The organism is Flavobacterium faecale (genome assembly GCF_048320115.1).
GTDB lineage: Bacteria > Bacteroidota > Bacteroidia > Flavobacteriales > Flavobacteriaceae > Flavobacterium > Flavobacterium faecale_A.
Window position 1 is genome coordinate 3441170 of sequence record NZ_CP182943.1, and the last position, 24271, is coordinate 3465440.

The 24271-nt window shown below is 34.6% G+C and carries 21 protein-coding genes; 12 read left to right on the forward strand and 9 right to left on the reverse strand.

What is annotated here, in order from left to right:
* Positions 1 to 56: 56 nt before the first annotated feature.
* On the forward strand, positions 57 to 431 hold the full coding sequence (locus ACNH59_RS14300; RefSeq protein WP_418263195.1) for a hypothetical protein: 375 nt from the start codon (positions 57 to 59) through the stop codon (positions 429 to 431).
* 28 nt (positions 432 to 459) lie between these two features.
* Here the strand turns inward: ACNH59_RS14300 and ACNH59_RS14305 are convergent, their stop codons facing one another.
* From ACNH59_RS14305 to tgt, 5 genes are all read right to left on the reverse strand, one after another.
* Complete coding sequence (locus ACNH59_RS14305; protein ID WP_418263196.1) at positions 460 to 1722, reverse strand: asparagine synthetase B; 1263 nt, start codon at positions 1720 to 1722, stop codon at positions 460 to 462.
* A gap of 135 nt (positions 1723 to 1857) precedes the next feature.
* Entirely contained in the window at positions 1858 to 3405 is a 1548-nt protein-coding gene (dnaB, locus tag ACNH59_RS14310; protein WP_418263197.1) for a replicative DNA helicase, read from the reverse strand.
* 142 nt (positions 3406 to 3547) lie between these two features.
* The gene (locus ACNH59_RS14315) at positions 3548 to 4501 is read right to left on the reverse strand and encodes an acetyl-CoA carboxylase carboxyltransferase subunit alpha (RefSeq protein ID WP_418263198.1); all 954 of its coding nucleotides are present in this window, start codon (positions 4499 to 4501) and stop codon (positions 3548 to 3550) included.
* 210 nt (positions 4502 to 4711) lie between these two features.
* Positions 4712 to 5800: an LptF/LptG family permease gene (locus ACNH59_RS14320; protein ID WP_418263199.1), complete on the reverse strand. Its 1089-nt coding sequence runs from the start codon at positions 5798 to 5800 to the stop codon at positions 4712 to 4714.
* Positions 5801 to 5867: 67 nt separating this feature from the next.
* Positions 5868 to 6998, reverse strand: coding sequence for a tRNA guanosine(34) transglycosylase Tgt (tgt, locus tag ACNH59_RS14325; protein ID WP_418263200.1), 1131 nt, complete (start codon positions 6996 to 6998; stop codon positions 5868 to 5870).
* A 420-nt stretch (positions 6999 to 7418) separates the two neighbouring features.
* Here tgt and ACNH59_RS14330 point away from each other — a divergent pair, with 420 nt between their 5' ends.
* The 9 genes from ACNH59_RS14330 (at position 7419) to ACNH59_RS14370 (ending at position 16254) form a co-directional block, all read left to right on the forward strand.
* The gene (locus tag ACNH59_RS14330) at positions 7419 to 8981 is read left to right on the forward strand and encodes a protein adenylyltransferase SelO (protein ID WP_418263201.1); all 1563 of its coding nucleotides are present in this window, start codon (positions 7419 to 7421) and stop codon (positions 8979 to 8981) included.
* 88 nt (positions 8982 to 9069) lie between these two features.
* The gene (locus ACNH59_RS14335; protein ID WP_418263202.1) at positions 9070 to 9711 is read left to right on the forward strand and encodes an HAD family hydrolase; all 642 of its coding nucleotides are present in this window, start codon (positions 9070 to 9072) and stop codon (positions 9709 to 9711) included.
* Positions 9712 to 9769: 58 nt separating this feature from the next.
* On the forward strand, positions 9770 to 9997 hold the full coding sequence (locus ACNH59_RS14340) for a hypothetical protein (RefSeq protein ID WP_418263203.1): 228 nt from the start codon (positions 9770 to 9772) through the stop codon (positions 9995 to 9997).
* Between the two features lie 384 nt (positions 9998 to 10381).
* Positions 10382 to 10945, forward strand: a complete 564-nt coding sequence (locus ACNH59_RS14345; protein WP_418263204.1) for a ferritin-like domain-containing protein — start codon at positions 10382 to 10384, stop codon at positions 10943 to 10945.
* A gap of 223 nt (positions 10946 to 11168) precedes the next feature.
* Positions 11169 to 12017, forward strand: a complete 849-nt coding sequence (locus tag ACNH59_RS14350) for a transketolase (protein ID WP_418263205.1) — start codon at positions 11169 to 11171, stop codon at positions 12015 to 12017.
* Positions 12018 to 12079: 62 nt separating this feature from the next.
* Positions 12080 to 13033: a transketolase family protein gene (locus ACNH59_RS14355; protein ID WP_418263206.1), complete on the forward strand. Its 954-nt coding sequence runs from the start codon at positions 12080 to 12082 to the stop codon at positions 13031 to 13033.
* 431 nt (positions 13034 to 13464) lie between these two features.
* The gene (locus tag ACNH59_RS14360) at positions 13465 to 13836 is read left to right on the forward strand and encodes a VOC family protein (protein ID WP_418263207.1); all 372 of its coding nucleotides are present in this window, start codon (positions 13465 to 13467) and stop codon (positions 13834 to 13836) included.
* Between the two features lie 47 nt (positions 13837 to 13883).
* Positions 13884 to 14774, forward strand: coding sequence for a dienelactone hydrolase family protein (locus ACNH59_RS14365; RefSeq protein ID WP_418263208.1), 891 nt, complete (start codon positions 13884 to 13886; stop codon positions 14772 to 14774).
* A gap of 58 nt (positions 14775 to 14832) precedes the next feature.
* Positions 14833 to 16254: an SDR family oxidoreductase gene (locus ACNH59_RS14370; RefSeq protein ID WP_418263209.1), complete on the forward strand. Its 1422-nt coding sequence runs from the start codon at positions 14833 to 14835 to the stop codon at positions 16252 to 16254.
* Positions 16255 to 16295: 41 nt separating this feature from the next.
* Here the strand turns inward: ACNH59_RS14370 and ACNH59_RS14375 are convergent, their stop codons facing one another.
* The 4 genes from ACNH59_RS14375 to ACNH59_RS14390 are packed head-to-tail and all read right to left on the reverse strand — an operon-like array spanning position 16296 to position 21876.
* Positions 16296 to 17762 carry an oligosaccharide flippase family protein gene (locus ACNH59_RS14375; protein ID WP_418263210.1) on the reverse strand — a complete coding sequence of 489 codons (1467 nt, stop codon included), beginning with the start codon at positions 17760 to 17762 and terminating at the stop codon, positions 16296 to 16298.
* 7 nt (positions 17763 to 17769) lie between these two features.
* Positions 17770 to 19104: a glycosyltransferase family 4 protein gene (locus ACNH59_RS14380; protein WP_418263211.1), complete on the reverse strand. Its 1335-nt coding sequence runs from the start codon at positions 19102 to 19104 to the stop codon at positions 17770 to 17772.
* A gap of 1 nt (position 19105) precedes the next feature.
* The gene (locus tag ACNH59_RS14385) at positions 19106 to 21547 is read right to left on the reverse strand and encodes a YfhO family protein (RefSeq protein ID WP_418263212.1); all 2442 of its coding nucleotides are present in this window, start codon (positions 21545 to 21547) and stop codon (positions 19106 to 19108) included.
* Between the two features lie 47 nt (positions 21548 to 21594).
* Entirely contained in the window at positions 21595 to 21876 is a 282-nt protein-coding gene (locus ACNH59_RS14390; RefSeq protein WP_418263213.1) for a DUF4834 family protein, read from the reverse strand.
* Between the two features lie 127 nt (positions 21877 to 22003).
* On the opposite strand from ACNH59_RS14390, the gene ACNH59_RS14395 reads away from it, so the two are divergent.
* Positions 22004 to 22936, forward strand: a complete 933-nt coding sequence (locus tag ACNH59_RS14395; protein WP_418263214.1) for a transporter — start codon at positions 22004 to 22006, stop codon at positions 22934 to 22936.
* 90 nt (positions 22937 to 23026) lie between these two features.
* Complete coding sequence (locus ACNH59_RS14400) at positions 23027 to 24148, forward strand: GTP cyclohydrolase (RefSeq protein WP_418263215.1); 1122 nt, start codon at positions 23027 to 23029, stop codon at positions 24146 to 24148.
* Positions 24149 to 24271 lie beyond the last annotated feature (123 nt).

Consider the following 24271-nt stretch of genomic DNA (forward strand, 5'->3'; position numbering starts at 1 on the left):
ATGAGGTTTTCCGTAAAAAACAAATTATAGGAATCCCTACATTTGAAAGAAAAAAAATGCTTTTGAAAATCTATAAATACTTATTTTCGGTAGGAACTGTTTTATTTCTTTTGGCAGCATGCAAGGACAATGACATAAAAGAAGAAAAGACCGATGAAAAGGTTGCTTTTCACCATCGATTAAATAACATTCAAATAGAGAATTACAGTTTCAGAAATACGGAGTTTAAATACGATCACGAAGTTACTGGTGTTGATGAAAAAGGAAATGATATTCGTGGTAACATTAATATAGAAGGTGAACACGGAGAAGGTAAACTATACAATGTTTTAGATAAACCTGAAATCAATATTGTTATTGAATCAAACGAAAATGGAAAGTTAATTGCTACGGATGCTGATGGTAATAAATTCTACCTTCAAATTAAATAAACGATCATTATAAACCTAGGATAGAATTTTAGGTTTTCAGTTTCTTTTTTCTTGCTGCAGGGAATAAAACATTATTCAAGATCAACCGATAACCCGGTGAATTGGGATGCAAATCCAAAACGGTTGGAGCATCCCCTACTTGATGTTGGTAATCTTCAGGGTCATGACCACTGAAAAAAGCAAACATCCCTTTTCCTTTTTCTCCATGAATGTAACGAGCTTCACCATTCAGTTCACAAGTTCCCATTAGCAATACATTAGATTTTATCAAATTCGAATCAAAGGCAGTGGTTTGCCCCATAAAGCCTTTTACCAATTGTGTGTGATTTTGGCATAACATGCTAGGAATTGGATCCCATTTGGCTGAAAACTCCATTAAGGTAAAGTAATCCTTATCCATAGGAATACGTCTTTTTTCAGTCATATCTATATCTGAAAATTCATATTTTTCAGGTCTTCTTTCCAATATAAAATCTTTAAACGCAAATGAATTCAAATAATTTAATTTCGACTGATAATTTGCTTCAGAAGGATCTCCGTCAAACATGGGTTCACAAATATCAATTCCATCAGCAGTTAGAGCAATATCAAAACTGTCTGTAGCCGAACACATTGCAAACATAAATCCTCCTCCAATTACAAAATCACGAATTTTCTTTGCTACTGCGCCTTTTGCTTGTGCAACTTTGGCAAAACCCAATTTAGCCGCTAGGTCTTCGGCTGATTTTTTTTGCTCAATATACCATGGCGTACTTTTGTAAGCTCCATAAAACTTCCCATACTGCCCTGTAAAATCTTCATGATGCAAATGCAGCCAATCGTATAAAATGAGTTGATCACTTAATACTTCTTCATCATATATTGGGGTAAAAGGAATTTCAGCATAGGTCAAAACCAAGGTTACTGCATCATCCCACGGTTGTTTACCTTTTGGTGTATAAACAGCTACTTTGGGTGCTTTTTCAAGTATTACCGTTTCCATGTTTTGGGAAGGACTAGAAATTTCATTTAGGATCGAATTGGCATCTGCATCAGATAGCACTTCAAAACTTACTCCTCTAATTTGACATTCTTTTCGGATTTCGGATGCATCGGGCAATAAAAAGGAACCTCCTCTATAATTGAGTAGCCAACTGGCCTTGTATTTTTTGTCCAAACACCAAAAAGTGATTCCATAAGCTTTCAAATGATTTTTTTGAGTCGTTTCATCCATTGGGAGTAAGACAAAAGAAGCCTTGGTAGAAAATGAAAACAATATGATTAGCAGTACAATTGTATTTTTGAAACCCATTTTTTTATTATTTTACTCAAAGATACTGGATTTTATAGTTATTGCTGCAATCCAAATTGAACAAGTATAACTGGATAACAAAAAAACCTTTGTATTTCTACAAAGGCTTTTCCTAATATTATATTTTGTTTTTAGTTAAAACGGCATATCGCTATCATCATCATCGTCATCATTAAAAGTACTACCAAATGCTTCATTTGCAGAAGGCAAACTTTTGGTTGAAAAAGGATTTTCATCTTGATTCATTGAAGAGGGTAAATCATCATAATTACCACTAAAATCGTCTAAATTATCAAACTTACCTAAGTGTCCTAAGAATTTCAAACGAACATTTTCAATTCCACCATTACGGTGTTTTGCAATCATTATTTCTGCTTGACCTGCAGTAGGTGAAGCTTCATCGTCATCCCACTCTTCGATCTTATAATATTCTGGACGATACAAAAAGGAAACAATATCAGCATCCTGCTCAATTGCTCCAGATTCACGAAGGTCAGAAAGCAAAGGTCTCTTACTAGATCCACGGGTTTCTACCGCACGAGAAAGTTGAGAAAGTGCAATAACAGGAACGTTTAGTTCCTTTGCCAATGCTTTTAAATTTCGAGAAATAGTCGAGATTTCTTGCTCACGGTTTCCGCCTCCTTTTGCATTTCCTCCAGCGGTCATCAATTGTAAATAATCAATTACGATAATTTTGATTCCGTGTTGGGACACCAATCGTCTTGCCTTAGCACGTAAGTCAAAAATGGATAATGAAGGCGTATCATCAATATAAAGCGGTGCTTTTTCAAGGTTCTTAACCTTGGTGCTTAGCATGGTCCATTCATGTGGTTCTAGTTTTCCTGTACGCAATTTTTCAGAGGACAATCCAGTTTCTGAAGAAATCAAACGAGTAATTAACTGAACTGATGCCATCTCCAAGGAGAACAATGCCACAGGATGTCCGTAATCAATTGCCATATTTCTAGCCATGGAAAGTACGAAAGCAGTTTTTCCCATCGCAGGTCTTGCTGCAATAATAATCAAATCACTTGGTTGCCACCCCGAAGTCAATTTATCTAAATTAGTAAAACCAGTTTCTACACCACTTAATCCTTCTTGTTTGCTAATTTCTTCAATCTTCTTTTTGGCTTGGAGTACCAAACTTTGAGCTGTTTCAGAACTACGTTTGATATTTCCTTGAGTAACCTCGTAAAGCTTAGATTCAGCTTGATCTAATAAGTTAAATACATCTGTAGTCTCATCATATGATGCCTCAATAATTTCAGATGAAATTCGGATCAAACTACGTTGAATAAACTTTTGTAGAATAATACGCGAGTGAAATTCGATATGCGCTGAGGAAGATATCTTTTGAGTCAATTGAATCAAGTAAAGATCACCTCCTGCTAGTTCTAACTTTGCATTCTTTTTCAATTGGGCAGAAACAGTTAACAAGTCAATAGGCTGTGTTTCAGTAAATAATTGAACAATTGCTTCAAAAATATGTTTGTGCGCTTCTTTATAAAAAGCATCAGGTTGTAAAATATCAATGACATCATCAACCCCCTTTTTATCAATCATCATGGCACCCAATACCGCCTCTTCTAATTCTATCACCTGTGGAGGTAATTTTCCTTTTTCTAGACTTATTATTGTCGATTTATCCACCTTAACGGGGTTTATATTTTTGAAATTTTCCATCTCACGAAAGTAACTTAAATTATAAAAATAATCGAATTTAGTTATTACAAATTAATGTTTACAACTTCTGTTTTTTTGTTTATAACCCAAAAAAAATCCGAAACTTTAAGGCTTCGGATTGGACTTTGCAAAAGTAAGTTTTTTACTCTTTAAACTCACCCATTTTGCTGTATTTATCCATTCTCTGAGCTATTAACTCTTCTGTTGATAAATCTTTTAATTCGTTGTATCCTTTTAAAACATATTCTTCAACTGTTTTAAAAGTTGTTTCTCTATCATAGTGAGCACCTCCTAATGGTTCAGGAATAATATCATCTACTAATTTTTGTTTTTTCATATCTGAAGAAGTCAATTTCAAAGCATCGGCTGCTTTTTCTTTATATTCCCAGCTTTTCCAAAGGATAGAAGAACAAGATTCTGGAGAAATTACAGAGTACCAAGTGTTTTCTAACATATACACTCTATCTCCCACACCTATTCCTAATGCACCACCTGATGCACCTTCACCTACAATTACAGTTATAATTGGCACCTTTAAACGTACCATCTCAAAAATATTTCTTGCAATAGCTTCTCCTTGTCCTCTTTCTTCAGCTTCTAAACCAGGATAAGCTCCAGGAGTATCTACTAATGTTAAAACAGGGATATTGAATTTTTCGGCCATTTTCATCAAACGCAACGCTTTTCTATATCCTTCAGGATTTGCCATCCCAAAGTTTCTATATTGACGTGTTTTAGTGTTGTAACCTTTTTGTTGCCCTACAATCATAAAAGATTGTCCACCAATTTTCCCTAATCCACCAATCATGGCTTTATCATCTTTAAAGCTTCTGTCTCCATGAAGTTCTAAGAAGGTATTTCCACAAATCGCTCTGATATGATCTAAGGTATATGGTCTACTAGGATGTCTAGACAATTGTACTCTTTGCCAAGCAGTCAAATTCTTGTAAATATCTTTCTTGGTTTCTAAAAGCTTTTTATTGATTTGCTTACAAGTATTGGTAACATCAACATCTGATTCTTTTCCAATAACTTGACACTTCTCTAATTGCTCTTCTAATTCTTTTATTGGAAGCTCAAAATCTAAATATTCCATAGGATTTGTGCGTTTTAATTTATTTTGGATTGCAAATATAAAATTTTATATCGTTTAAAAGTTTTATTTTTTGTTTAACTCTTAAAAACATGATGAAATTAGTGAATTTAAAAGAGATTACCAATTGTAACAATAACTTCTTAAAATTTAAAAATAACGTAATTATTAAACAAAAATCAAGATATCAACTGTTTATAAAAACAGATAACTTTAACGCTTGGCTTTGCGTAATAAATATAAGGCTAGAATACCGAAAACAAAATTAGGAAACCAAACCGCTATAAAAGGTGAAAAAGTAGTTTTTTCGGCTATAACACCAAACACTTTGTCAAAAAAGACAAAACCAAAAGCGATAGCTATCCCTATAGTTAAGTTCATTCCCATCCCTCCTCTTCGTTTCATTGCAGATACCGAAACCGCAATAATAGTCAATATAAACGCCGAAACTGGTACACTATACTTTTTGTACAAAACAACCATATAGGTATTAATATTAGAAGAACCTCTGGCCTTTTCTTTTTCAATAAACGCGTTGAGCTTGTCTAATGTCAAAGTTTCTGCTATATAAACTACCGGAGTTAAATCCTCTAAATCAAAGCTAAATACTGTTTTCTTTTCAGGAGCCCTTTCAATCTTATCACCTAATTCCCCAACGGTTCTTTTAGTATAATCATACATGGTATAAGTACTATCAGAAGGGTTCCACTGAATTCTACTTGCGGTGATCTTAGATTCCAGTTTTTCTTTATTAAACTTTTCTAAAGCAAAATTAAAAGCAGTTTTTGAATACGAATTAAAGCTATTAACATACAAAAACTCATGATCATTAATCTGGCGATATACATCGGTATTAAGACCGCGCATTTGTTCTTTTCCGCCTCTCTTTAAATAAGTGTACCTAAAATTATTGAAGCCTTCACTGGAAACAGGAACCACAAAAAAACCCATTATCAGTACAAAAACAGATACCAGCGTCGCGCCTATAATATAAGGCCTCAGAAATCGAGTAAATGAAATCCCAGAACTTAAGATGGCAATAATTTCTGTATTATTAGCTAACTTAGAGGTAAACCAAATAATGGATAAAAATAAAAATATAGGAAACAATGCATTGGCAAAGTAGATTGTAAAATGATAATAATAGACCGCAATCTTTATAAATGGAACTTCGTTCTCAATCATATAGTTGATCTTTTCGGATACATCCACAATAATCCCAATAGGAACAAACATGAGCAACATAGTCACAAAAGTGGCCAAGTATCTTTTTAAAATGTACTTATCTAATATTGTTAGCATTGTCAACTGTAATCGTTTATTTGTTTAATTGTTTAACCGAATAACCGATTAAAAAATTAAACCTATTTTATAGCCTCTGACTCATATTTTTAACCATCATATCTTTCCAGGTTCTAAAACCACCTTCAATAATATGTTTTCGAGCTTCACGCACTAACCACATATAGAATCCAAGGTTGTGAATCGTAGCTATTTGTTTTCCCAAATATTCATTGGCAGCAAACAAATGGCGCAAATAAGCTTTAGAGTATTCGGTATCGACATAAGTAATCCCCATTTCGTCAATTGGCGAAAAATCAGCTTCCCATTTTTTATTTTTGATGTTTATGGTACCATTGGCCGTAAACAACATTCCGTTTCTGGCATTACGAGTTGGCATTACACAGTCAAACATATCGATTCCAAGGGCAATATTTTCTAGAATATTAATTGGTGTCCCTACCCCCATCAAATAGCGAGGTTTGTCTTCTGGTAAGATAGCCGTAACCACTTCAGTCATCGCATACATCTCCTCAGCAGGCTCCCCTACTGATAATCCTCCAATAGCATTACCTACTTGGTTTGTATTGGCAATATATTCTGCTGACTTCTCTCTTAAATCTTTATAAACACTTCCTTGGATAATTGGAAAAAAATGTTGATCAAAACCGTATTTCATTGGTAATTTATCCAAATGACTGATACAACGATCCAACCATCGGTGAGTCATATTCATCGAACGACGTGCATAATGGTAATCACAAGGATAGGGTGTACATTCGTCAAAAGCCATAATGATATCAGCACCAATAGTGCGCTGAATTTCCATAACATTCTCTGGCGTAAAAAAGTGGTATGAACCATCAATATGCGATTTAAACTTCACTCCTTCTTCCTTAATTTTGCGGTTTGAAGAAAGTGAATACACTTGATATCCCCCAGAATCCGTCAAAATAGGACGATCCCAATTCATGAATTTGTGCAATCCACCCGCTTTTTCAAGAATTTCAGTCTGCGGACGCAAGTACAAATGGTAAGTATTTGCTAAAATAATATCAGGATTAATATCATCTCTTAATTCCCTCTGGTGCACCCCTTTAACAGTAGCAACCGTACCAACAGGCATAAAAATTGGGGTTTCAATCACACCATGATCAGTGGTTATACTTCCAGCTCTAGCCTTAGACTGAGGATCTTTTTTTAATAAATCAAACTTCATACTGCGTTTTTTGTACCGATTGTTCTCCCGACCTTTCGGGAGCGCAAATATAGTTTAATTTAGAAAAAGTCTCCTTATTATAAATATAAACTCTTTCACAAAAAAAAAACCTGACAAAAATAATATGGGCATGGCCCTGTTTCCACTTCGTTCCACCAGCGTTGGGCTATACATTTCAAATCCTCGACAAGTTCTACTACTGTCTTTTTTTTGTCAACGGGCTTTTCTCCCGAAGCTTTGGGATTATCCCTCATGCAAAAAAACACAGAAACTCATTTTAAAATTCATGACAATTTGTGAAATTCGTGGTTTCTTTTTTAAATACATTTCGAAAAAGTAAAATCAAATACTTGGTAAAAAAGCAATCACAATCCATCTACAACAATAGTATTTGTACCTTTGTAACAAACAATCAAAGCCATGAAACTCCACATTCAAGATACTTTCAACAAAGAATTACCTGCTGACTCAATTACCAGTAATTACGTTCGACAGGTGGAAAAAGCATGTTATTCATTGGTAACACCACAAAAAACTGCCAACCCTAAAATTCTACATGTTTCACCAGAAATGGCCGAAAATCTCGGAATTTCTATAGCCGAAACCCAATCAGAACTATTTCAAAATATCTTTACAGGCAACGAAGTTTTACCCAATACACAACCTTATGCTATGTGTTATGGCGGACACCAATTTGGTCATTGGGCAGGACAACTCGGTGATGGTCGAGCCATCAATCTAGCAGAAGTGGTTCATAACCATCAGCGTTGGGCTATACAACTTAAAGGAGCTGGCAAAACTCCTTATTCAAGAACTGCCGACGGATTAGCCGTTTTACGTTCATCTATCAGAGAGTATTTGTGTAGCGAAGCCATGTTTCATTTGGGTGTACCTACTACCCGAGCCTTGTCTCTTGCACTATCTGGAGACCAAGTACTGAGAGACATTTTGTACAATGGAAACCCTGCCTATGAAAAAGGAGCCATCGTTTCTCGCATTGCCCCTAGTTTTCTTCGTTTTGGAAATTATCAAATATTTGCTTCACGTCAAGACTATGAAAACTTAAAAATACTTGTTGATTATACCATCAAACATTTTTATGCTGAATTAGGCAACCCTTCAAAAGGTACTTATTTGAAATTTTTCCAAGAAGTTTCTAACCGAAGTTTAGATATGGTGCTCCATTGGCAACGTGTTGGATTTGTTCATGGCGTGATGAATACGGATAATATGTCTATTCTAGGATTGACGATCGATTACGGACCTTATGGCTGGCTGGAAGGTTATGATTACGGATGGACTCCCAATACTACCGATGCTCAAAACAAACGTTATCGCTATGGCAAACAACCTGAAATGGTGTTATGGAATTTATACCAACTTGCTAATGCTATCTACCCATTAATCGAGGAAACAGCTGGACTAGAAGCTATATTAGAAGACTACAAAACAAAATATGAAAGCAAATACTTGGCAATGATGCGTTCCAAAATTGGACTATTTACCCAAAGAGAAAATGATGCGGCACTCATCCAAGAACTTGAAGAAAACTTACATCGAACAGAAACCGATATGACAATCTTTTTTAGAAATTTAAGTCGTTTTGAAAAAGATAATCCAGATCATGGTTTCCTAGACATTCAAGATGCTTTTTATGATTCTTTGGACCAAAAATCAGAGATAATTCAAATATGGAATAATTGGTTTCATCAATACAGTAAAAGATTAAGCTTTGAAAAAGAAACCGACAGCGAGCGAGCTATTCAAATAAATCTTATAAATCCAAAATACGTATTGCGAAATTACATGGCTCAACTTGCTATAGAAGCTGCGGACAAGGAAGATTACAGCGTGATTGACGAATTATTCCAACTTTTAAAAAACCCATACGCTGAACAACCCGAGCATGAAAAATGGTTTGCCAAACGTCCTGAATGGGCTCGAAACAAAGTAGGTTGCTCCATGTTATCTTGCAGTTCTTAAATCATATTACACAACTAAACCTTTCCTTATTTTGCTCCGCTAAAAAATTTTATTTTATTTGCGGAGAATAGAATTCATCAATATTATTATGAAATACAAATGCATTATTTTTGATTGTGATGGAGTACTTGTCGATAGCGAAAGTATCTCTAATGCAACATTAGTTGATATGGCAAAATCTATTGGTGTACTCATCGAACTTGATTTTGCCATGACTCATTTTCTTGGCAAATCATTGCAGTTTTGTTTTGATTATATTGAAAGTTTAGCTTCTCAAAAACTCCCTGATACTTTTGAAGAAGAATTCAGAGAACGTACTTTTGAAGCCTTTAGAACACAAATGCAACCCATTCCAGGTGTCCATGAATTACTTTCTAAAATCAATATCGATGTTTGTGTTGCTTCAAACGGCCCAGCCGAAAAAATAAGACTCAACTTAACCACTACAAAGCTCATTGACCGTTTTGAAGGAAATATTTTTAGCGCTTACGATATTAACAGCTGGAAACCCAATCCCGAACTCTATCTTCATGCCGCAAAATCAATGGGCTATTCTGTTGAAGAATGTGTGGTTATCGAAGATAGTTTGGCTGGTGTTACTGCTGCAAAAGCTGGGGGTTTTGATGTTTTTGGATACACTAACAAGCACAACAAAGATCAATTCAACGGAATTGACATTCCCGTTTTTAACGACATGAAAAACTTATATCTGTTGCTATCAAAACAGTAAAATAGTATTAATCAGCTTTTTTTCTTAACTTTAATAGCATTCAAATGTCGATTAAATCATGAAAAAGATACTTCTATTTATTGTTGGATTTTTAATGATGGGGTGCTCAACTGATAAAAATATCCCAGAATACCAAAATCTTTATGGGCAATGGAATTGGTTAGAATCTACTGGTGGAATCGCTGGCATGACGCTTACACCTCAATCAACTGGAAAAACAATTCTTCTGGACATTTCTAACACCACTATTAAAAAATACGAGAACGGGAAACTAGAATCCGAATAAAAATATAAAATCGAGATAGAATCCTCTATTTTTGGAGGGGAAAAGCCGATGATTGTCTACGAAAATGACTCGAAATCTTCGTTCGAAATCAAGAGCAATCAATTATTCTTAAACGAGGAATGCAACGATTGCTTCCTAAGCAAATACGAAAAAAAATAGTTTCAAATTACTGTTTTACAATATAACCAAAGAATCTCCCTACTATTTTTTGTTAATTAACACTTTAAGCAATCAAACAACTAACTGTGAAACAGTTAAAAATCATTAACTTTATAACAATCAAAAAATAAGGCTGTATGTCTATCACAAAAACAAACTAAATCCATTACTCAGGAGTCTTTCTACTTGATTGGATTTAAATATTAATTTTTTAAAAAAAACATCATGGAAAAAGCAATCACCAAAAATGGAGCCTATTCGAGCACAGAAGATTCTGCTCATGGACTAAGAGATTTATTTGTAAAAGGCTTAAAAGACATTTATCACGCAGAAAAAGCATTGAGTAAAACATTAGCGAAAATGATGAAAAATGCCACCAACAAAGACTTGGTCGAAGCCATACAGAATCACTTGGAGCAAAACAAAAAACATCTTATCCGTCTTGAAGAAATCTTTAAATCTACCAGCATCAGACCTACTACAGAAAAATGCGAAGCGATGAATGGTATCCTAAAAGAAACAAATGAATTACTCAAATCAACAGATATTGGAACCGTTAGAGACGCTGGAATTATCTCATCCGAACAAAAAATAAAACATTACGAAATAGCCACATATGGTACATTATGTGCTTTCGCGAATACTTTAGGCGAAAAAAATGCAGCAGGATTACTAAAGAAAACCCTAAGAGAAGACAAAAAAGCTGATAAAGCCTTATCAAGAATCGCTATGAGCTCTATTAACAGGAAAGCTTTCTACGCCAATGCGCTTACTACAGCTTTCTTATAATTTCTTAACAAAAAAAAGGCCTATAAAGTCTTTCAAAGAGAAAAAAAGTTGCAACTCTAAGCAGAATATTTCTAGTAAAAAACTTCAATAAAAATAAAAAAGCTGTCCTAACCGACAGCTTTTTCACATTTAGTGGTATTATGTAGGCTAACTTATCTAAAAATCATTTGTCTTACGGCAAAATAAAATTTACATTTGCAGCAGTTTAACTTTTACACACAAAATGAAGCCTAATACACAACAATTAAACGATTTAACGATCCAAGTAAGAAGAGACATTCTTAGAATGGTACACGCTGTCAACTCTGGTCACCCAGGAGGATCTCTTGGCTGTACAGAATTTTTAGTAGCCTTGTACCAAAACCTAATGGAACGCAAAGAAGGTTTTGATATGGACGGAATTGGTGAAGACCTTTTCTTCCTTTCAAACGGACATATTTCTCCAGTTTTTTATAGCGTTTTAGCTAGAAGCGGTTACTTTCCAGTATCTGAATTAGCTACTTTTCGTTTGATCAACTCAAGACTACAAGGACACCCTACTACTCACGATCATTTACCAGGTGTGCGTGTTGCTGCAGGATCATTAGGCCAAGGTTTATCTGTTGCAATTGGTGCTGCACAAGCAAAAAAATTAAACAATGATAACCACTTGATTTATGCTCTAACAGGAGATGGTGAATTACAAGAGGGACAAAACTGGGAAGCTATCATGTATGCTTCTGCTAAAAAAGTAGACAACTTAATTGCAACTGTTGATTTAAACGGAAAGCAAATTGACGGAACTACTGACGAAGTATTAGCAATGGGAAGCCTTCGTGCTAAATTTGAAGCTTTTGATTGGGATGTTCTTGAAATCAAAGAAGGTAACAACTTAGAAGCTATTATTGCTGGTATGAATGATGCCAAATCTAGAACAGGAAAAGGAAAACCAGTTTGCGTATTGCTTTATACTGAAATGGGTAATGGAGTTGATTATATGATGTACAGTCATGCTTGGCATGGTAAAGCACCTAATGATGCTCAACTAGAAAATGCTTTAGCTCAAAACCCTGAAACTTTAGGAGATTATTAATCAGTCCAAAGTTTTCAGAATATTAATACATACAAAACATACTGAAATAAATTCAGCATAAAATGAAAAAATACACAAATACAGGAAGTAAAGATACCCGTTCAGGTTTTGGAGTGGGAATGACTGAATTAGGTCAAAAAAATGAAAATGTTGTTGCACTTTGTGCTGACTTAATTGGATCATTAAAATTTGATGATTTTAAAAAAAATCACCCAGAGCGTTTTTTCCAAATCGGAATTGCGGAAGCTAACATGATTGGAATTGCAGCAGGATTAACTATAGGTGGAAAAATTCCTTTTACAGGAACATTTGCAAACTTTTCAACAGGAAGAGTTTACGACCAAATTCGCCAATCAGTAGCTTACTCTGAGAAAAATGTAAAAATATGTGCGTCTCACGCTGGTTTAACCTTAGGTGAAGACGGTGCTACACACCAAATTTTGGAAGATATTGGATTGATGAAAATGTTACCAGGCATGACCGTAATCAATACTTGTGACCACAATCAAACTAAAGCTGCTACTATTGCATTAGCTGATCACCAAGGTCCTGCTTACTTGCGTTTTGGGCGTCCGGTTGTGCCAAACTTCACACCTGCTGACGAACCGTTTGTAATTGGAAAAGCAATCATGCTTAACGAAGGTACTGATGTTACAATCATCGCTACGGGACACTTAGTTTGGGAAGCTTTGATTGCTGCTGAAGCTTTAGAAGCTAAAGGGATTTCAGCTGAAGTAATCAATATCCACACAATCAAACCATTGGATGATGAAGCTATTTTAAAATCAGTTGCTAAAACAGGTTGTGTAGTTACCGCTGAAGAGCACAACATCCTTGGAGGTCTTGGAGAAAGCGTTTCTAGAGTATTAGCATTGAACACACCAGCTCCACAAGAATTTGTTGCAGTTCAAGATAGTTTTGGTGAGTCTGGAACTCCTGAGCAATTAATGGAAAAATACAAATTAAACAATCAAGCTATTTTTGCTGCTGCTGAAAAAGTAATCGCAAGAAAATAATCGCTTTTTTTAAAATAAAAACCAAGCCGCTACTTTTAAAGTTAGCGGCTTTTTTATTGGATACCAATAACTAACAGTTGGCTTTTAAAAGTACTATTAAAAAATACTGGATAGGAATAAGAATATTATTTATAACAAACTAAGAGGAATATCTAAAGGAGATGATCAAAATAGACAAGTGGTTTTGTTAACTTCAAAAAAAAGTTATTGCTTTATAGAGACTAATATACAATGATTTTTTTCCTCAGAACGAAACATAAAATAGTAAGAATTAGTTCATTCAAAACTAAAAACCAATTTTATTTCCTTATTTTTATATTCATTACACTAATAAACAGCTCGTTAACCATCATTGTTATACAACATCCATAAAATTATTTTCGATTTTCAAACGATATCAAACATCAAGTATTCAACTAAAAATATAAATTATGAAGTTAGGTGCATTTTCAATTAGTCTTAGCGTCAAGGATATTAATATTTCCAAAGAATTTTATGAAAACCTCGGATTTAAAATCTTTGCAGGGGATATTGAAAAAAAATATCTTATAATGAAGAATGAAAACGCACTGATTGGACTTTTCCAAGGTATGTTTGACAATAACTTTTTAACATTTAACCCTGGATGGGATGAGAATGCCAATGAAATGGAAGATTTTGATGATGTAAGAGAAATTCAAAAGAAATTAATAAACACTGGTATCAATACTAGCAACAAAATAGACCCTAAAACCACTGGGCCAGCTAATTTTATGATTACTGATCCAGACGGCAATGTGATTTTATTTGACCAACATCGTTAAAAACTGCAAAAAACTGTTTGGAATACTAATTGCAAAAAACAGCAATCATGAGTGAACTTAAAAAAGATGCTATTAGCCAAGAAGTTTTTGATCTTTATGATGATTATGCACATAATAAAATAGATCGCCGACAATTTGTCGAGAAACTTTCGGTTTATACAATTGGAAGTATTACTGTAGGAGCGCTTTTGAGTTTCATGACTCCAAACTATGTAGATACTATTCTAGTCCCTAAAGACGACCCTCGATTGGATTCTGATTATATCACCTACAATTCACCCAAAGGAGGTGGTACCATAAAAGGATTACTTTCTATACCAAAAGGGATTTACAAAAAACTAGCTGGGGTTATTGTGGTACATGAAAATCGCGGACTAAATCCTTATATAGAAGATGTGGGCCGTCGCACCGCAATTGAAGGTTTTATCAGTCTTGCTCCGGATGCTCTTTCACCTTTAGGGGGATATCCTGGAAATGACGACGATGGTAGAGAATTACAAAAAAAACGAGATAAAAACGAGATGCTGGAAGATTTCATAGCTGCATATAATTATTTAAAAACACATGCAAAATGCAATGGTAAAATTGGCGTGGTAGGTTTTTGTTTTGGAGGATGGATTTCTAATATGATGGCCGTAAAATTGCCTGATTTAGGTGCTACTGTCCCTTTTTACGGAGGACACCCCACAGACGAGGAAGCCGCACTGATTAAAAGCCCATTATTAATTCAATATGCAGAACTTGACACACGGATCAATGCGGGGTGGGAGAATTTTGAAACTGTTTTAAAAGCAAACAAAACCAAATACACTGTCCATTTCTACCCAAATGTCAACCATGGTTTTCATAACAATACAACTCCTCGTTATGATGAAGCCGCTGCTGAATTAGCATGGAACAGAACCATCGATTTTTTTAAAAAGCATCTTAAAAGATGACGTTCAAAACCGAAATAAACTACAAAAAATTAAAACCAAATTCTAATTATCTTTCGTCATGAAAATACTATTAACAGGAGCAACTGGATATATCGGAAAAAGAATTCTTCCCGTATTAGTCGAAATGGGACATGAAGTAGTATGTTGTGTGCGTGATGTCAAAAGATTTCATCCTCCTGCTTCTATTAGAGATAAAATAGCGATCATCGAAATGGATCTTCTAGACGAAAAATCATTAGAAAAATTACCTAAAGAAATTGATGGCGCTTATTACCTTGTACATTCTATGGCGACTACTTCCGATTATGAAAGAATGGAACATCAATCTGCCCTCAATTTCAAAGAAGCTTTAAACAAAACTAACGTAAAACATGTCGTGTATTTAAGTGGCATTGTCAATGAATCTGAATTGTCTTCTCATTTATCCTCTCGAAAAAATGTTGAAAACCTTCTCTCAGGGGGGAAATATCATTTGACCACCTTACGAGCAGGAATCATAATTGGCTCTGGAAGTGCTTCTTTCGAAATCATCAGAGATTTAGTCGAAAAACTACCTCTAATGATTACCCCAAAATGGTTAAAAACCAAGTGTCAACCTATTGGCGTTACCGATGTGATTGCTTTTTTGACCCAAACCATATTTAATTCTGAAACATTTGATCAGAATTTTGATATTGGGGGTCCTGACATTCTCAGTTACAAAGAGATGTTGTTAGAGTTTGCTCGTGTTCGAGGCTTAAAACGACGCATATTTATTGTTCCTGTAATGACACCACGGCTGTCTTCCTATTGGTTGTATTTTGTCACTTCTACCACTTATAAATTGGCCACTGCCTTGGTAGATAGTATGAAAGTAGAAGTCATCTGTCGCAATCATAATCTTAATACTCTATTAGGAATTCAGCCCCTAAGCTACCGAGAATCTCTAAAAAAAGCCTTCCTCAAAATTGACAATAATGCCATTGTATCTAGCTGGAAGGATGCCTATAGCAGTAGCGGAATTAATATTGCTATCTCTGATTTTATCAACGTACCTTCACACGGATGTTTTATAGATCATCGAGAAAAACTCATTCAAAATAGAGAAGCCTGTATTGAAAAAATTTGGAGTATCGGTGGGGAAAATGGCTGGTATTATGGCAATTGGCTATGGAGAATAAGAGGCATCATAGATAAAATTGTGGGAGGTGTTGGTTTGCGACGCGGCCGAACCAATAAAAACTCACTCAACGTGGGTGACGCTTTAGATTTTTGGCGCATTTTATATGCCAATAAAAGCGAAGGCAGATTGTTACTTTACGCAGAAATGAAATTGCCAGGTGAAGCTTGGTTGGAATTCAAAATCAAGGAAAACAAACTAGTTCAAACCGCCACTTTTAGACCCTTAGGACTAATGGGAAGACTTTATTGGTACTCTGTACTCCCTTTTCATGGTTTTATCTTTAAAGGTATGTTGAATGCACTAACAAAAGGAAATTAATGAATGCTCTTTAATGATTAAAAGTTCATCATAAATCCATCTTATCCCCTTTTTAGTTTTTTCCAAATACCATCAATCACTCCGTTAATCTCTGGTGAAATAGTGAATTTATAATTCAGATAAAGATAAATTACCGTAACAATTATCGACTTCAATACAATTCCAACCAAGGGGTAAACCGGAAAATCCCAAAAATAAAATGCGACAAAAACTACTGCTGTCAATACAATGGATGCAATAGTTTGTTTAGTAAAAGGATACAAATGCATGCGTTTGACCACAAATAGCAGTTTGGCTAAACTATATAATGTTATAGATAATAAAGTTGCAAAAGCGGAACCAATAATCCCGTAGCGAGGGATAAAAAACATATTCAATCCGATGGTCAAGAAAACCAATAACAACCCTAAGAATAATACCATCCTGTAATATTTAGAATTGAAAATAATAGCATTGTTATTACCCAATATCAAATCAAAATATTTAGAAAGACCAATCATAAAAACAACCACGATTCCACCGCTGTATTCTTTTGGAACCAATTCATACATCTGATTGATATTGACAAAAATACACAACATCACATAACCACCTACAACCTGGAGGTTTATAGACGTTTTTTTGTATAAATCATTTAAGTCATCGTGTTTATCCTCGTGCATTAGTTTGGCCGTAATCGGATAAACTATTTGATGCATGGCACGACTTGGGACCGAAATAACCAAAGCGATATAAGTCGCTACGGAATAATAAGCAATATTGTCAATTAACATGTACTGATTCAACATGATTTTGTCACCATCCAAAAGTAAATTCGCTACACTCCCAGATAAAATAATGTAAAAGGTGTATTCTAATATTTCTTTGACATTTTGAGGAATCGAGAATTGAAAATTAGGTTGTTTGATACGGAAAGCATACCACATGGTTACTACCAAAGCTAAAAAATAAATTCCTGCCGTAACATAAACAAAATCGACTACCGTCATCCACTTAAAGTAAACTCCTATCAATGCCAAAAGTGAAAAAATACGCAAACCCACCTCTTTAATAAAATTCCCAAACACCGAGTGCATATGTACTCTTGCCCAGGCATAGAAAATTTCAAAATAGGCCATGCAAAGCCCTATAAACGGAATCAACCAAATGAACTCTTTGACAACAGGGTTTTTTTTGGAAACAAAATAGACAATATCATCATAGTAAAAAAGCCCTATTAACGCTAAAGGCACACACAATATTAATGGAAACAAAACCGTAAAAGACAAGAAACGCTCCCGCTCCTCCTCTGACCTGTATTGCGAATAATATTTAACAAGCGTATTTTGCATCCCAATGGCAAACAATGGCATAATGACGTTTGCTGCTGAAAGTATATAGTTAGCTACAGCGTAATAGGTCGCTCCTAGAAAAACAGGATACAAAAACAAGGTATTAATGGCACCAACACCAAAACCTAAATAAGTAATTATTGTATTCTTAAATGATTGATTTAATACTATTCCCATTAATAATTTAGGATTTAGAATTGGATAATAATTCAACCAGTTCCTTAGTTAAATTTTTTCTAGCATATTTCTGTAAACCAATACCGTGGGATTGTAATTTATTTTCTAAATACTGATTATAGTAGCTAGCTATTTGGCTTTTCAGCCTTTCTTTTTCGGTATACGTAAAAAACACTCCCGTATTTGTTCCTGTTATAATTTCAGCAAAATCAGAACCTTGAGGTCCAATAGCTATGATAGGACGATTAGATACCATGTATTCAAAAAGCTTCCCAGGGATAATACTTTGTGTATCTTTAGAATCAATTTCGATAAGTAATAGCACTTGTGATTTCTTTTGATGAGCAATTGCTTCTTCATGAGAAATATAACCCAGATTATTCAAGTAATCGTTTAAACCAAAATGTGATAAGGTCTCCAAAACTTCCTGACTCACTGCTCCAATCAATTTGATTTCAAAATTATTCTTGAAGCCCGAAATTTCCTTAGTTAATTCAACCAAAGATTCCCATAAAATTAAAGGGTTTCTTTCCGATAAAAACGAACCAATATGCGCCAAACTAAACTTGACATCCAGAACCTGATTACCCACAGGCTCCACGTCGTATCCGTTTGTGATTACTGATATAGGCTTAGTTGTTATGGTTTGAAATTCAGTTTTTGTGGTTTTACTTGTCACAATTATACGGTCGGCCGAATTCAATACTTGATACTCTAATCTTTTATGCTCTTGAGCAGCATAATTTGACAAACGCAATGATTTATGATAACCAATGGTAGTCCATGGATCTCTAAAATCGGCAAACCATTTTAAATCTAATTTTTGTTTCAGCTGCAAACCAATCAAATGCAAACTGTGTGGTGGTCCCGAAGTGATGATGGTCTCTATTTGATGCTCTTTAATGTATTTTTCTAAATAAGCAACTGAAGGTTTTACCCAAAACACACGTGCATCAGGAATGAAAAGGTTTCCTCGTATCCAAAGAAATATTTTGTCCAAAACACTCTGCTTCTTCTTGTTAGGAATTATACCAGAACTAATTTTCTTGGTTTTGTTCTTCGAAAAAAAAGAAGCCAATTGATACGGTTCAAAAATAGGTTTCTTTAATATAATCGCTTTCTCAGATACATCAGAAATTAATTTTTCATCTACAATAGGATAGGTCGGGTTTTCAGGAATATATACAATTGGCTGTATCCCAAAATCCGGCAAATATTTCACAAATTTCAACCAGCGTTGTACCCCAGGACCTCCAGCAGGTGGCCAGTAATAAGTTATGATAAGTACTTTTTTTAGTCCGTTATCTTTGGTACTATTTTTATCGAAAGCAGTGTTTTCCATTTTATTCAACACTGTCTTTAGCTTTTAGCGTTCGCTTTCTTTCAAAATAAATACCACCAATTACTAATAATAAAATAATACCATAACTTATCAATGTAAGGATGGTTCCTGTTTTAATTACTTCAGGTTCAAATTTAAATTCGATGGTATGTTTTCCTGGAGGAACCATCATGGCTCTTAAAACGTAATTCACAGGAAAATGTTCTGTTAATTCACCATCAACATAAGCATTCCAACCTTTTTCATAATAGATTTCAGAAAACACAGCCAAACCTTCTTTAGTTGTTTCCGCTGTATATTTTAAATAATTAGGTTTGTAAACATCCAAATGAATAGTACCCGTCGTGTCTAAATTTCTTTTCAAACGAGCATTTTTAAATTTGTGTCCGTAAATTTGAATATTAAATATTGCAGCTAATTTAGTATCAAATCGCTCCAATGACTTCATTTCGTCATTAGCCTTATTGACCAACTTCACATCGTGAACAAACCATGCATTTCCATTGGCATTAGGATTAATTGTTGGAAATTCATTCCCTTCCTTATCCGTTTGAATAATATATTTCACATTCAACATGTTCAAGACTTCCATATTGTTTTTGGCAATTTGGTAATCAAATAACTGTTGAACACGTCTTGGTTTAGCGGCATGATACCCTCCAATTGATTTATGAAAATATGAGGCTCTCGCACTAGAGAAATTACCACTTACTTCAAATACTCTGTAGTGTGTAGTGTCTTTTAAAATTTCAGAATCAGATGGCGTTTCTTGAAAAGGAACAGCCACTTCTCTACCGCTGATAAAGTCTTTGGCATCGACATATCTTTTAGCCACAAAAAACAAATCAGAAATCATAAAGAGTCCTACTAAAATAATAGCTGTTTTTTGAGCTAATTTATTTTTTGTAAACAACCATAAAATCGCTGCAATCACCAATATAAAAAAGGTAGAACGTAACAAATCAGCACTATACATACTCATTCTGTCCATTTTCAAAGCATCGACGAACTCAGGTCCATAAGACTCCATATAGTATGTATCACTAGTTCCTGAAAAATGGAACAAGCCTTTGCTTAAAAATAAAACAATCACCAATCCCAAGGCTAAAGTAGCTGCCTTAGTCAGTCCTTTTAACTGGTCTCCTCTATCTAACGTAAAGAAAGATTGGAATCCCATAATTGCTAAGACTGGAAAACACAATTCAAGAATCACTTGAATGGAAGATACGGCCCTAAACTTATCATACATGGGCACATAATCAATGAAAAAGTCGGTCAAGATTGGGAAATTTTTCCCCCAAGACAACACCAAAGCCACGAAAGCACCTGATAGAAAAACATACTTAATTTTTCTCTCATCAATAAAAAGTGCCAAAACAGCCAAAAAGAAAACTACGGCACCTATATAAGCAGGAGCAGCAACAATAGGTTGATCTCCCCAATAGGTTGGCATTCCTGAAACAAAATCGGCAGCTTGGTTTTCTGGAACTCCTTTTGAGAGCATGAACTCATACATTTTACTATCTGTACCTACATTCTCACTGTTAGAACCTCCAAAAAGCCTTGGTGCAATAAGGTTAAAACTTTCAGCTAGTCCATAACTGTATTCTGTAATATATTCTCTAGAAAGCGCGCTTGAGCCTGAATGAGCCGAACCATCAGGATTAAAAGTCAATTCGCTCTTTCCTCTAGTACTAAAATTAGCGTATTCAGCAGTAGCTAGTAAACTGGTAGCATTGGCTCCAATACCTACAATACCCGCTCCAATCAATACGCCAAATGACTTAAACAATGTTGGTAATTCTTTATTCTTAAATGCTAAATAACTAAAATATCCAGATAAAATCAGTAAAAAAATCAACAGATAATACGTCATTTGAAAGTGGTTCGCATTGATTTCTAATGCAGTTGCAAACAAAGTAAGCAATCCACCCACTACATATTTTTTTTGATACACTAATAAAACACCCGCAATTACTAGCGGCATATATCCTATAGCATGTGCTTTTGCATTATGCCCCACACCTAAAATAATGATGAGATAAGTAGAAAAACCAAAAGCAATAGCTCCCAAAAAGGCTTTTAAGGGATCAATTTTCAATACTAATAACAAGGCATAAAACCCGAGGAAATATAGAAAAAGATAATCAGCAGGACGCGGTAAAAAACGAATGGCATCATCTAATGCACCAATATAGTCATGAGGATATTTGGCTCCTAACTGATAGGTTGGCATTCCACCAAATGCAGCGTCAGTCCAATAAGGTTCTTGATGTTCTAAAGCTCTAAAATCATTTTGTTCCTTGGCCATTCCTGTATACTGAGCGATATCGGATTGAAAAATTTGTTTGCCTTGTAAAACAGGATAAAAGTAAAAAAGAGAAACAAAAACAAAACCAAAAATGGCAAGAGCGTGAGGGTAAAACTTATTTATAACTTTCAATTTCTAGCGTATTATGAGGGGTTAAAAAGAAAATAATTCGAGCAAATTTAGTCTATTTCTTCATAATCTACATAATCCCCTACTTTTTTAGTTGACTTAGGATTTCCTGAAGTAGGTGGTTTGTAATAAATATCTCCTGCCGAGGAGGTTTTATTCCAGGAATTATCTTGCGCTTGCTGTTGTTGTTGCTGAAAATTAGTGCCTGCTTTTTCTACCGCTTTTTTTAACAATAAAGGCAAAAACAATTTTGCTAAAAATTTAAAAATGTAGTAAAAGGCCATTATATATAATACCGTTCTTAAAAAACCTATAAAAGAAGCTGTTTCCATAAATCGATTATTTTTTTACAAAATTAACAAATCCTGCACTCAAAATTAAACTATGCTTCTTAAATAAATAATAAAATATAGTACATTTGGAAAACGCTATTCTTGTAAATCCTAAAAAACGACAACTATGTATCCATTTAAAACCGCAATATCTATTGCCTTTCTACTGGTTTCATTTGCTCAATACGGACAACACACAGATGAAATCAACTCCAATAGACCAGGAGAAACCATGTCAGCTTTTGCTGTAGGAAAGTCGGTTTTTCAAGTTGAATCTGGTATTTATGGTATTCATGAAAACCATAGTTTACTGAACTATGACGCTAATGGATATGGGGTTGACTTGACTTTTAGATATGGAGCCCTTCTTGAAAAACTAGAATTTATTGCAGATTTACAATATCAAGAACAAACGGTTATAGACCATAGCTATCAATATAACAGATCCGCTTTAAAACAAACTGTGCTAGGAGCTAAATATTTATTTTACGACCCTTTCAAAGGTTATAAAAAGGAAATTAATGTTTATAGTTGGAAGGCCAATCGTGCTTTTAATTGGCATCAATTAATTCCCGCTGTATCTCTATTTGCAGGAGCTAATTTAACCTTTTCCGATAATCCTTACTATTTTTCGCGTGAAGCAGACATTTCACCGAAAATCATGCTGATTACACAAAATCATTTCGGAGACGGAAGATGGGTTTTAGTTTCCAACATCATCGCTGACTACATCATGACCGACTACCCTAGTTATGGTTATGTTTTAACCTTAACGCGTGGATTCAACCAAAAGTGGTCTGGTTTTATTGAAAATCAAGGTTACAAAAGCGACTTTTATAGCGATGCCATTGTTCGTGGAGGTGCAGCATATTTAGTTAATAGAAGTCTACAAATTGATGTTTCTATTAGTAATAGTCTAAAAACAACTCCTTCTATTTTATATGGCGGAATAGGTATTTCATGGCGTTACGACGCTAATTATAAAGAAGTCATCATGGAAGGAGACAAAGGTGATTCTAAAAAAGCCATTAGAAGAGCTAAAAAAACTAAAAAAGGATAAGAAAATTAGGTATTCAATATTGGCTCTAAAAACGACAGCCCTCCCTTACCTCTTACCCAATAACTCATAACCCAAAACGCATCGCGATCAATGATTACAATTCAAGAAGCAAAAACTAAAAAAGAATTAACAGCATATATTAAATTTCCCTTTTCACTTTATAAAGACAATCCATACTGGGTACCTCCAATTATTGCAGACGAATTAGAAACTTTTGACAAAACAAAAAACCCAGCGTTTGAAAATGCCGAAGCTTATTTTTACTTGGCTTATCGAAATAACCAAGTCGTAGGTCGCATAGCCGCTATAATCAATTGGGAAGAAGTAAATAACCAAGAAAAAAAGAAAGTTCGTTTTGGCTGGTTTGATGTCATTGACGACATTGAAGTCACTAAAGCACTTTTAGAAAAAGTATATGAATTAGGACGCAAAAATGCGCTCGAGTATGTTGAAGGTCCGATGGGTTTTTCTAATCTTGATAAAGTTGGTGTGCTAACGGAAGGGTTTAGTGAATTAGGAACCATGGTTACTTGGTACAATCATTCTTATTATGCACAGCATTTTGAAAAATTAGGTTATGTACAAGAAAAAGAATACATAGAAAGTAAATTCCCTTTCAAAAATGTGAAAGTGGAAGCTTTTGATAAAGCACAAGATTTAATAAAAAGAAGATACCAGTTAAAGGCTTTAAATTTCAAAAAAACGAAAGACGTGATGCCTTATGTGGACAAAATGTTTGATTTGTTCAACGCTTCTTATGCTAACTTATCTTCTTTTGTAGCTATTTCAGATGTCCAAAAAGCGTATTTTAAGAAAAAATACCTCAGTTTCATCAATCCTGAATACATTAAATTTGTTGAAGACAAAGATCATAATTTAGTCGCCTTTGCAATTGTAATGCCCAGTTTCTCTGAAGCCTTACAAAAAGCAAATGGAAAGCTTTTCCCTTTTGGGTTTTATCATTTATTAAATGCACGTAACAATAGCAAAGACGTCGCTTTTTACCTTATTGGTGTTCATCCTGACTACCAAAAAAAAGGAGTTCATGCCGTTATTTTCAAGGAATACCATACCACTTTTACAGAAAAAGGTATTGAAAACTGCATCCGAACTCCAGAATTAGCAGACAACCATGCCATTCACGCAATTTGGAAAAACTTCGACCCAAAAATTACTTGTAGAAGAAAAACATTTAGAAAAGATTTGTCCTAATAACTTACTCTAATGCTATTTTTTCTGCCAAAATATAACATTAGAACATTCTTCTATTTAAAACAAAAGATCCAAATACAAAAAGGTCTAGTGCCGTACCATAAACACTAGACCTTTGCAAAC

Excerpts from the sequence above, each read along its gene's own strand:
- ACNH59_RS14300 (WP_418263195.1), top strand. The coding sequence starts at position 57 with ATGCTTTTGAAAATCTATAAATACTTATTTTCGGTAGGAACTGTTTTA.
- ACNH59_RS14305 (WP_418263196.1), bottom strand. The coding sequence starts at position 1,722 with ATGGGTTTCAAAAATACAATTGTACTGCTAATCATATTGTTTTCATTT.
- dnaB (WP_418263197.1), bottom strand. The coding sequence starts at position 3,405 with ATGGAAAATTTCAAAAATATAAACCCCGTTAAGGTGGATAAATCGACA.
- ACNH59_RS14315 (WP_418263198.1), bottom strand. The coding sequence starts at position 4,501 with ATGGAATATTTAGATTTTGAGCTTCCAATAAAAGAATTAGAAGAGCAA.
- ACNH59_RS14320 (WP_418263199.1), bottom strand. The coding sequence starts at position 5,800 with ATGCTAACAATATTAGATAAGTACATTTTAAAAAGATACTTGGCCACT.
- tgt (WP_418263200.1), bottom strand. The coding sequence starts at position 6,998 with ATGAAGTTTGATTTATTAAAAAAAGATCCTCAGTCTAAGGCTAGAGCT.
- ACNH59_RS14330 (WP_418263201.1), top strand. The coding sequence starts at position 7,419 with ATGAAACTCCACATTCAAGATACTTTCAACAAAGAATTACCTGCTGAC.
- ACNH59_RS14335 (WP_418263202.1), top strand. The coding sequence starts at position 9,070 with ATGAAATACAAATGCATTATTTTTGATTGTGATGGAGTACTTGTCGAT.
- ACNH59_RS14340 (WP_418263203.1), top strand. The coding sequence starts at position 9,770 with ATGAAAAAGATACTTCTATTTATTGTTGGATTTTTAATGATGGGGTGC.
- ACNH59_RS14345 (WP_418263204.1), top strand. The coding sequence starts at position 10,382 with ATGGAAAAAGCAATCACCAAAAATGGAGCCTATTCGAGCACAGAAGAT.
- ACNH59_RS14350 (WP_418263205.1), top strand. The coding sequence starts at position 11,169 with ATGAAGCCTAATACACAACAATTAAACGATTTAACGATCCAAGTAAGA.
- ACNH59_RS14355 (WP_418263206.1), top strand. The coding sequence starts at position 12,080 with ATGAAAAAATACACAAATACAGGAAGTAAAGATACCCGTTCAGGTTTT.
- ACNH59_RS14360 (WP_418263207.1), top strand. The coding sequence starts at position 13,465 with ATGAAGTTAGGTGCATTTTCAATTAGTCTTAGCGTCAAGGATATTAAT.
- ACNH59_RS14365 (WP_418263208.1), top strand. The coding sequence starts at position 13,884 with ATGAGTGAACTTAAAAAAGATGCTATTAGCCAAGAAGTTTTTGATCTT.
- ACNH59_RS14370 (WP_418263209.1), top strand. The coding sequence starts at position 14,833 with ATGAAAATACTATTAACAGGAGCAACTGGATATATCGGAAAAAGAATT.
- ACNH59_RS14375 (WP_418263210.1), bottom strand. The coding sequence starts at position 17,762 with ATGGGAATAGTATTAAATCAATCATTTAAGAATACAATAATTACTTAT.
- ACNH59_RS14380 (WP_418263211.1), bottom strand. The coding sequence starts at position 19,104 with ATGGAAAACACTGCTTTCGATAAAAATAGTACCAAAGATAACGGACTA.
- ACNH59_RS14390 (WP_418263213.1), bottom strand. The coding sequence starts at position 21,876 with ATGGAAACAGCTTCTTTTATAGGTTTTTTAAGAACGGTATTATATATA.
- ACNH59_RS14395 (WP_418263214.1), top strand. The coding sequence starts at position 22,004 with ATGTATCCATTTAAAACCGCAATATCTATTGCCTTTCTACTGGTTTCA.
- ACNH59_RS14400 (WP_418263215.1), top strand. The coding sequence starts at position 23,027 with ATGATTACAATTCAAGAAGCAAAAACTAAAAAAGAATTAACAGCATAT.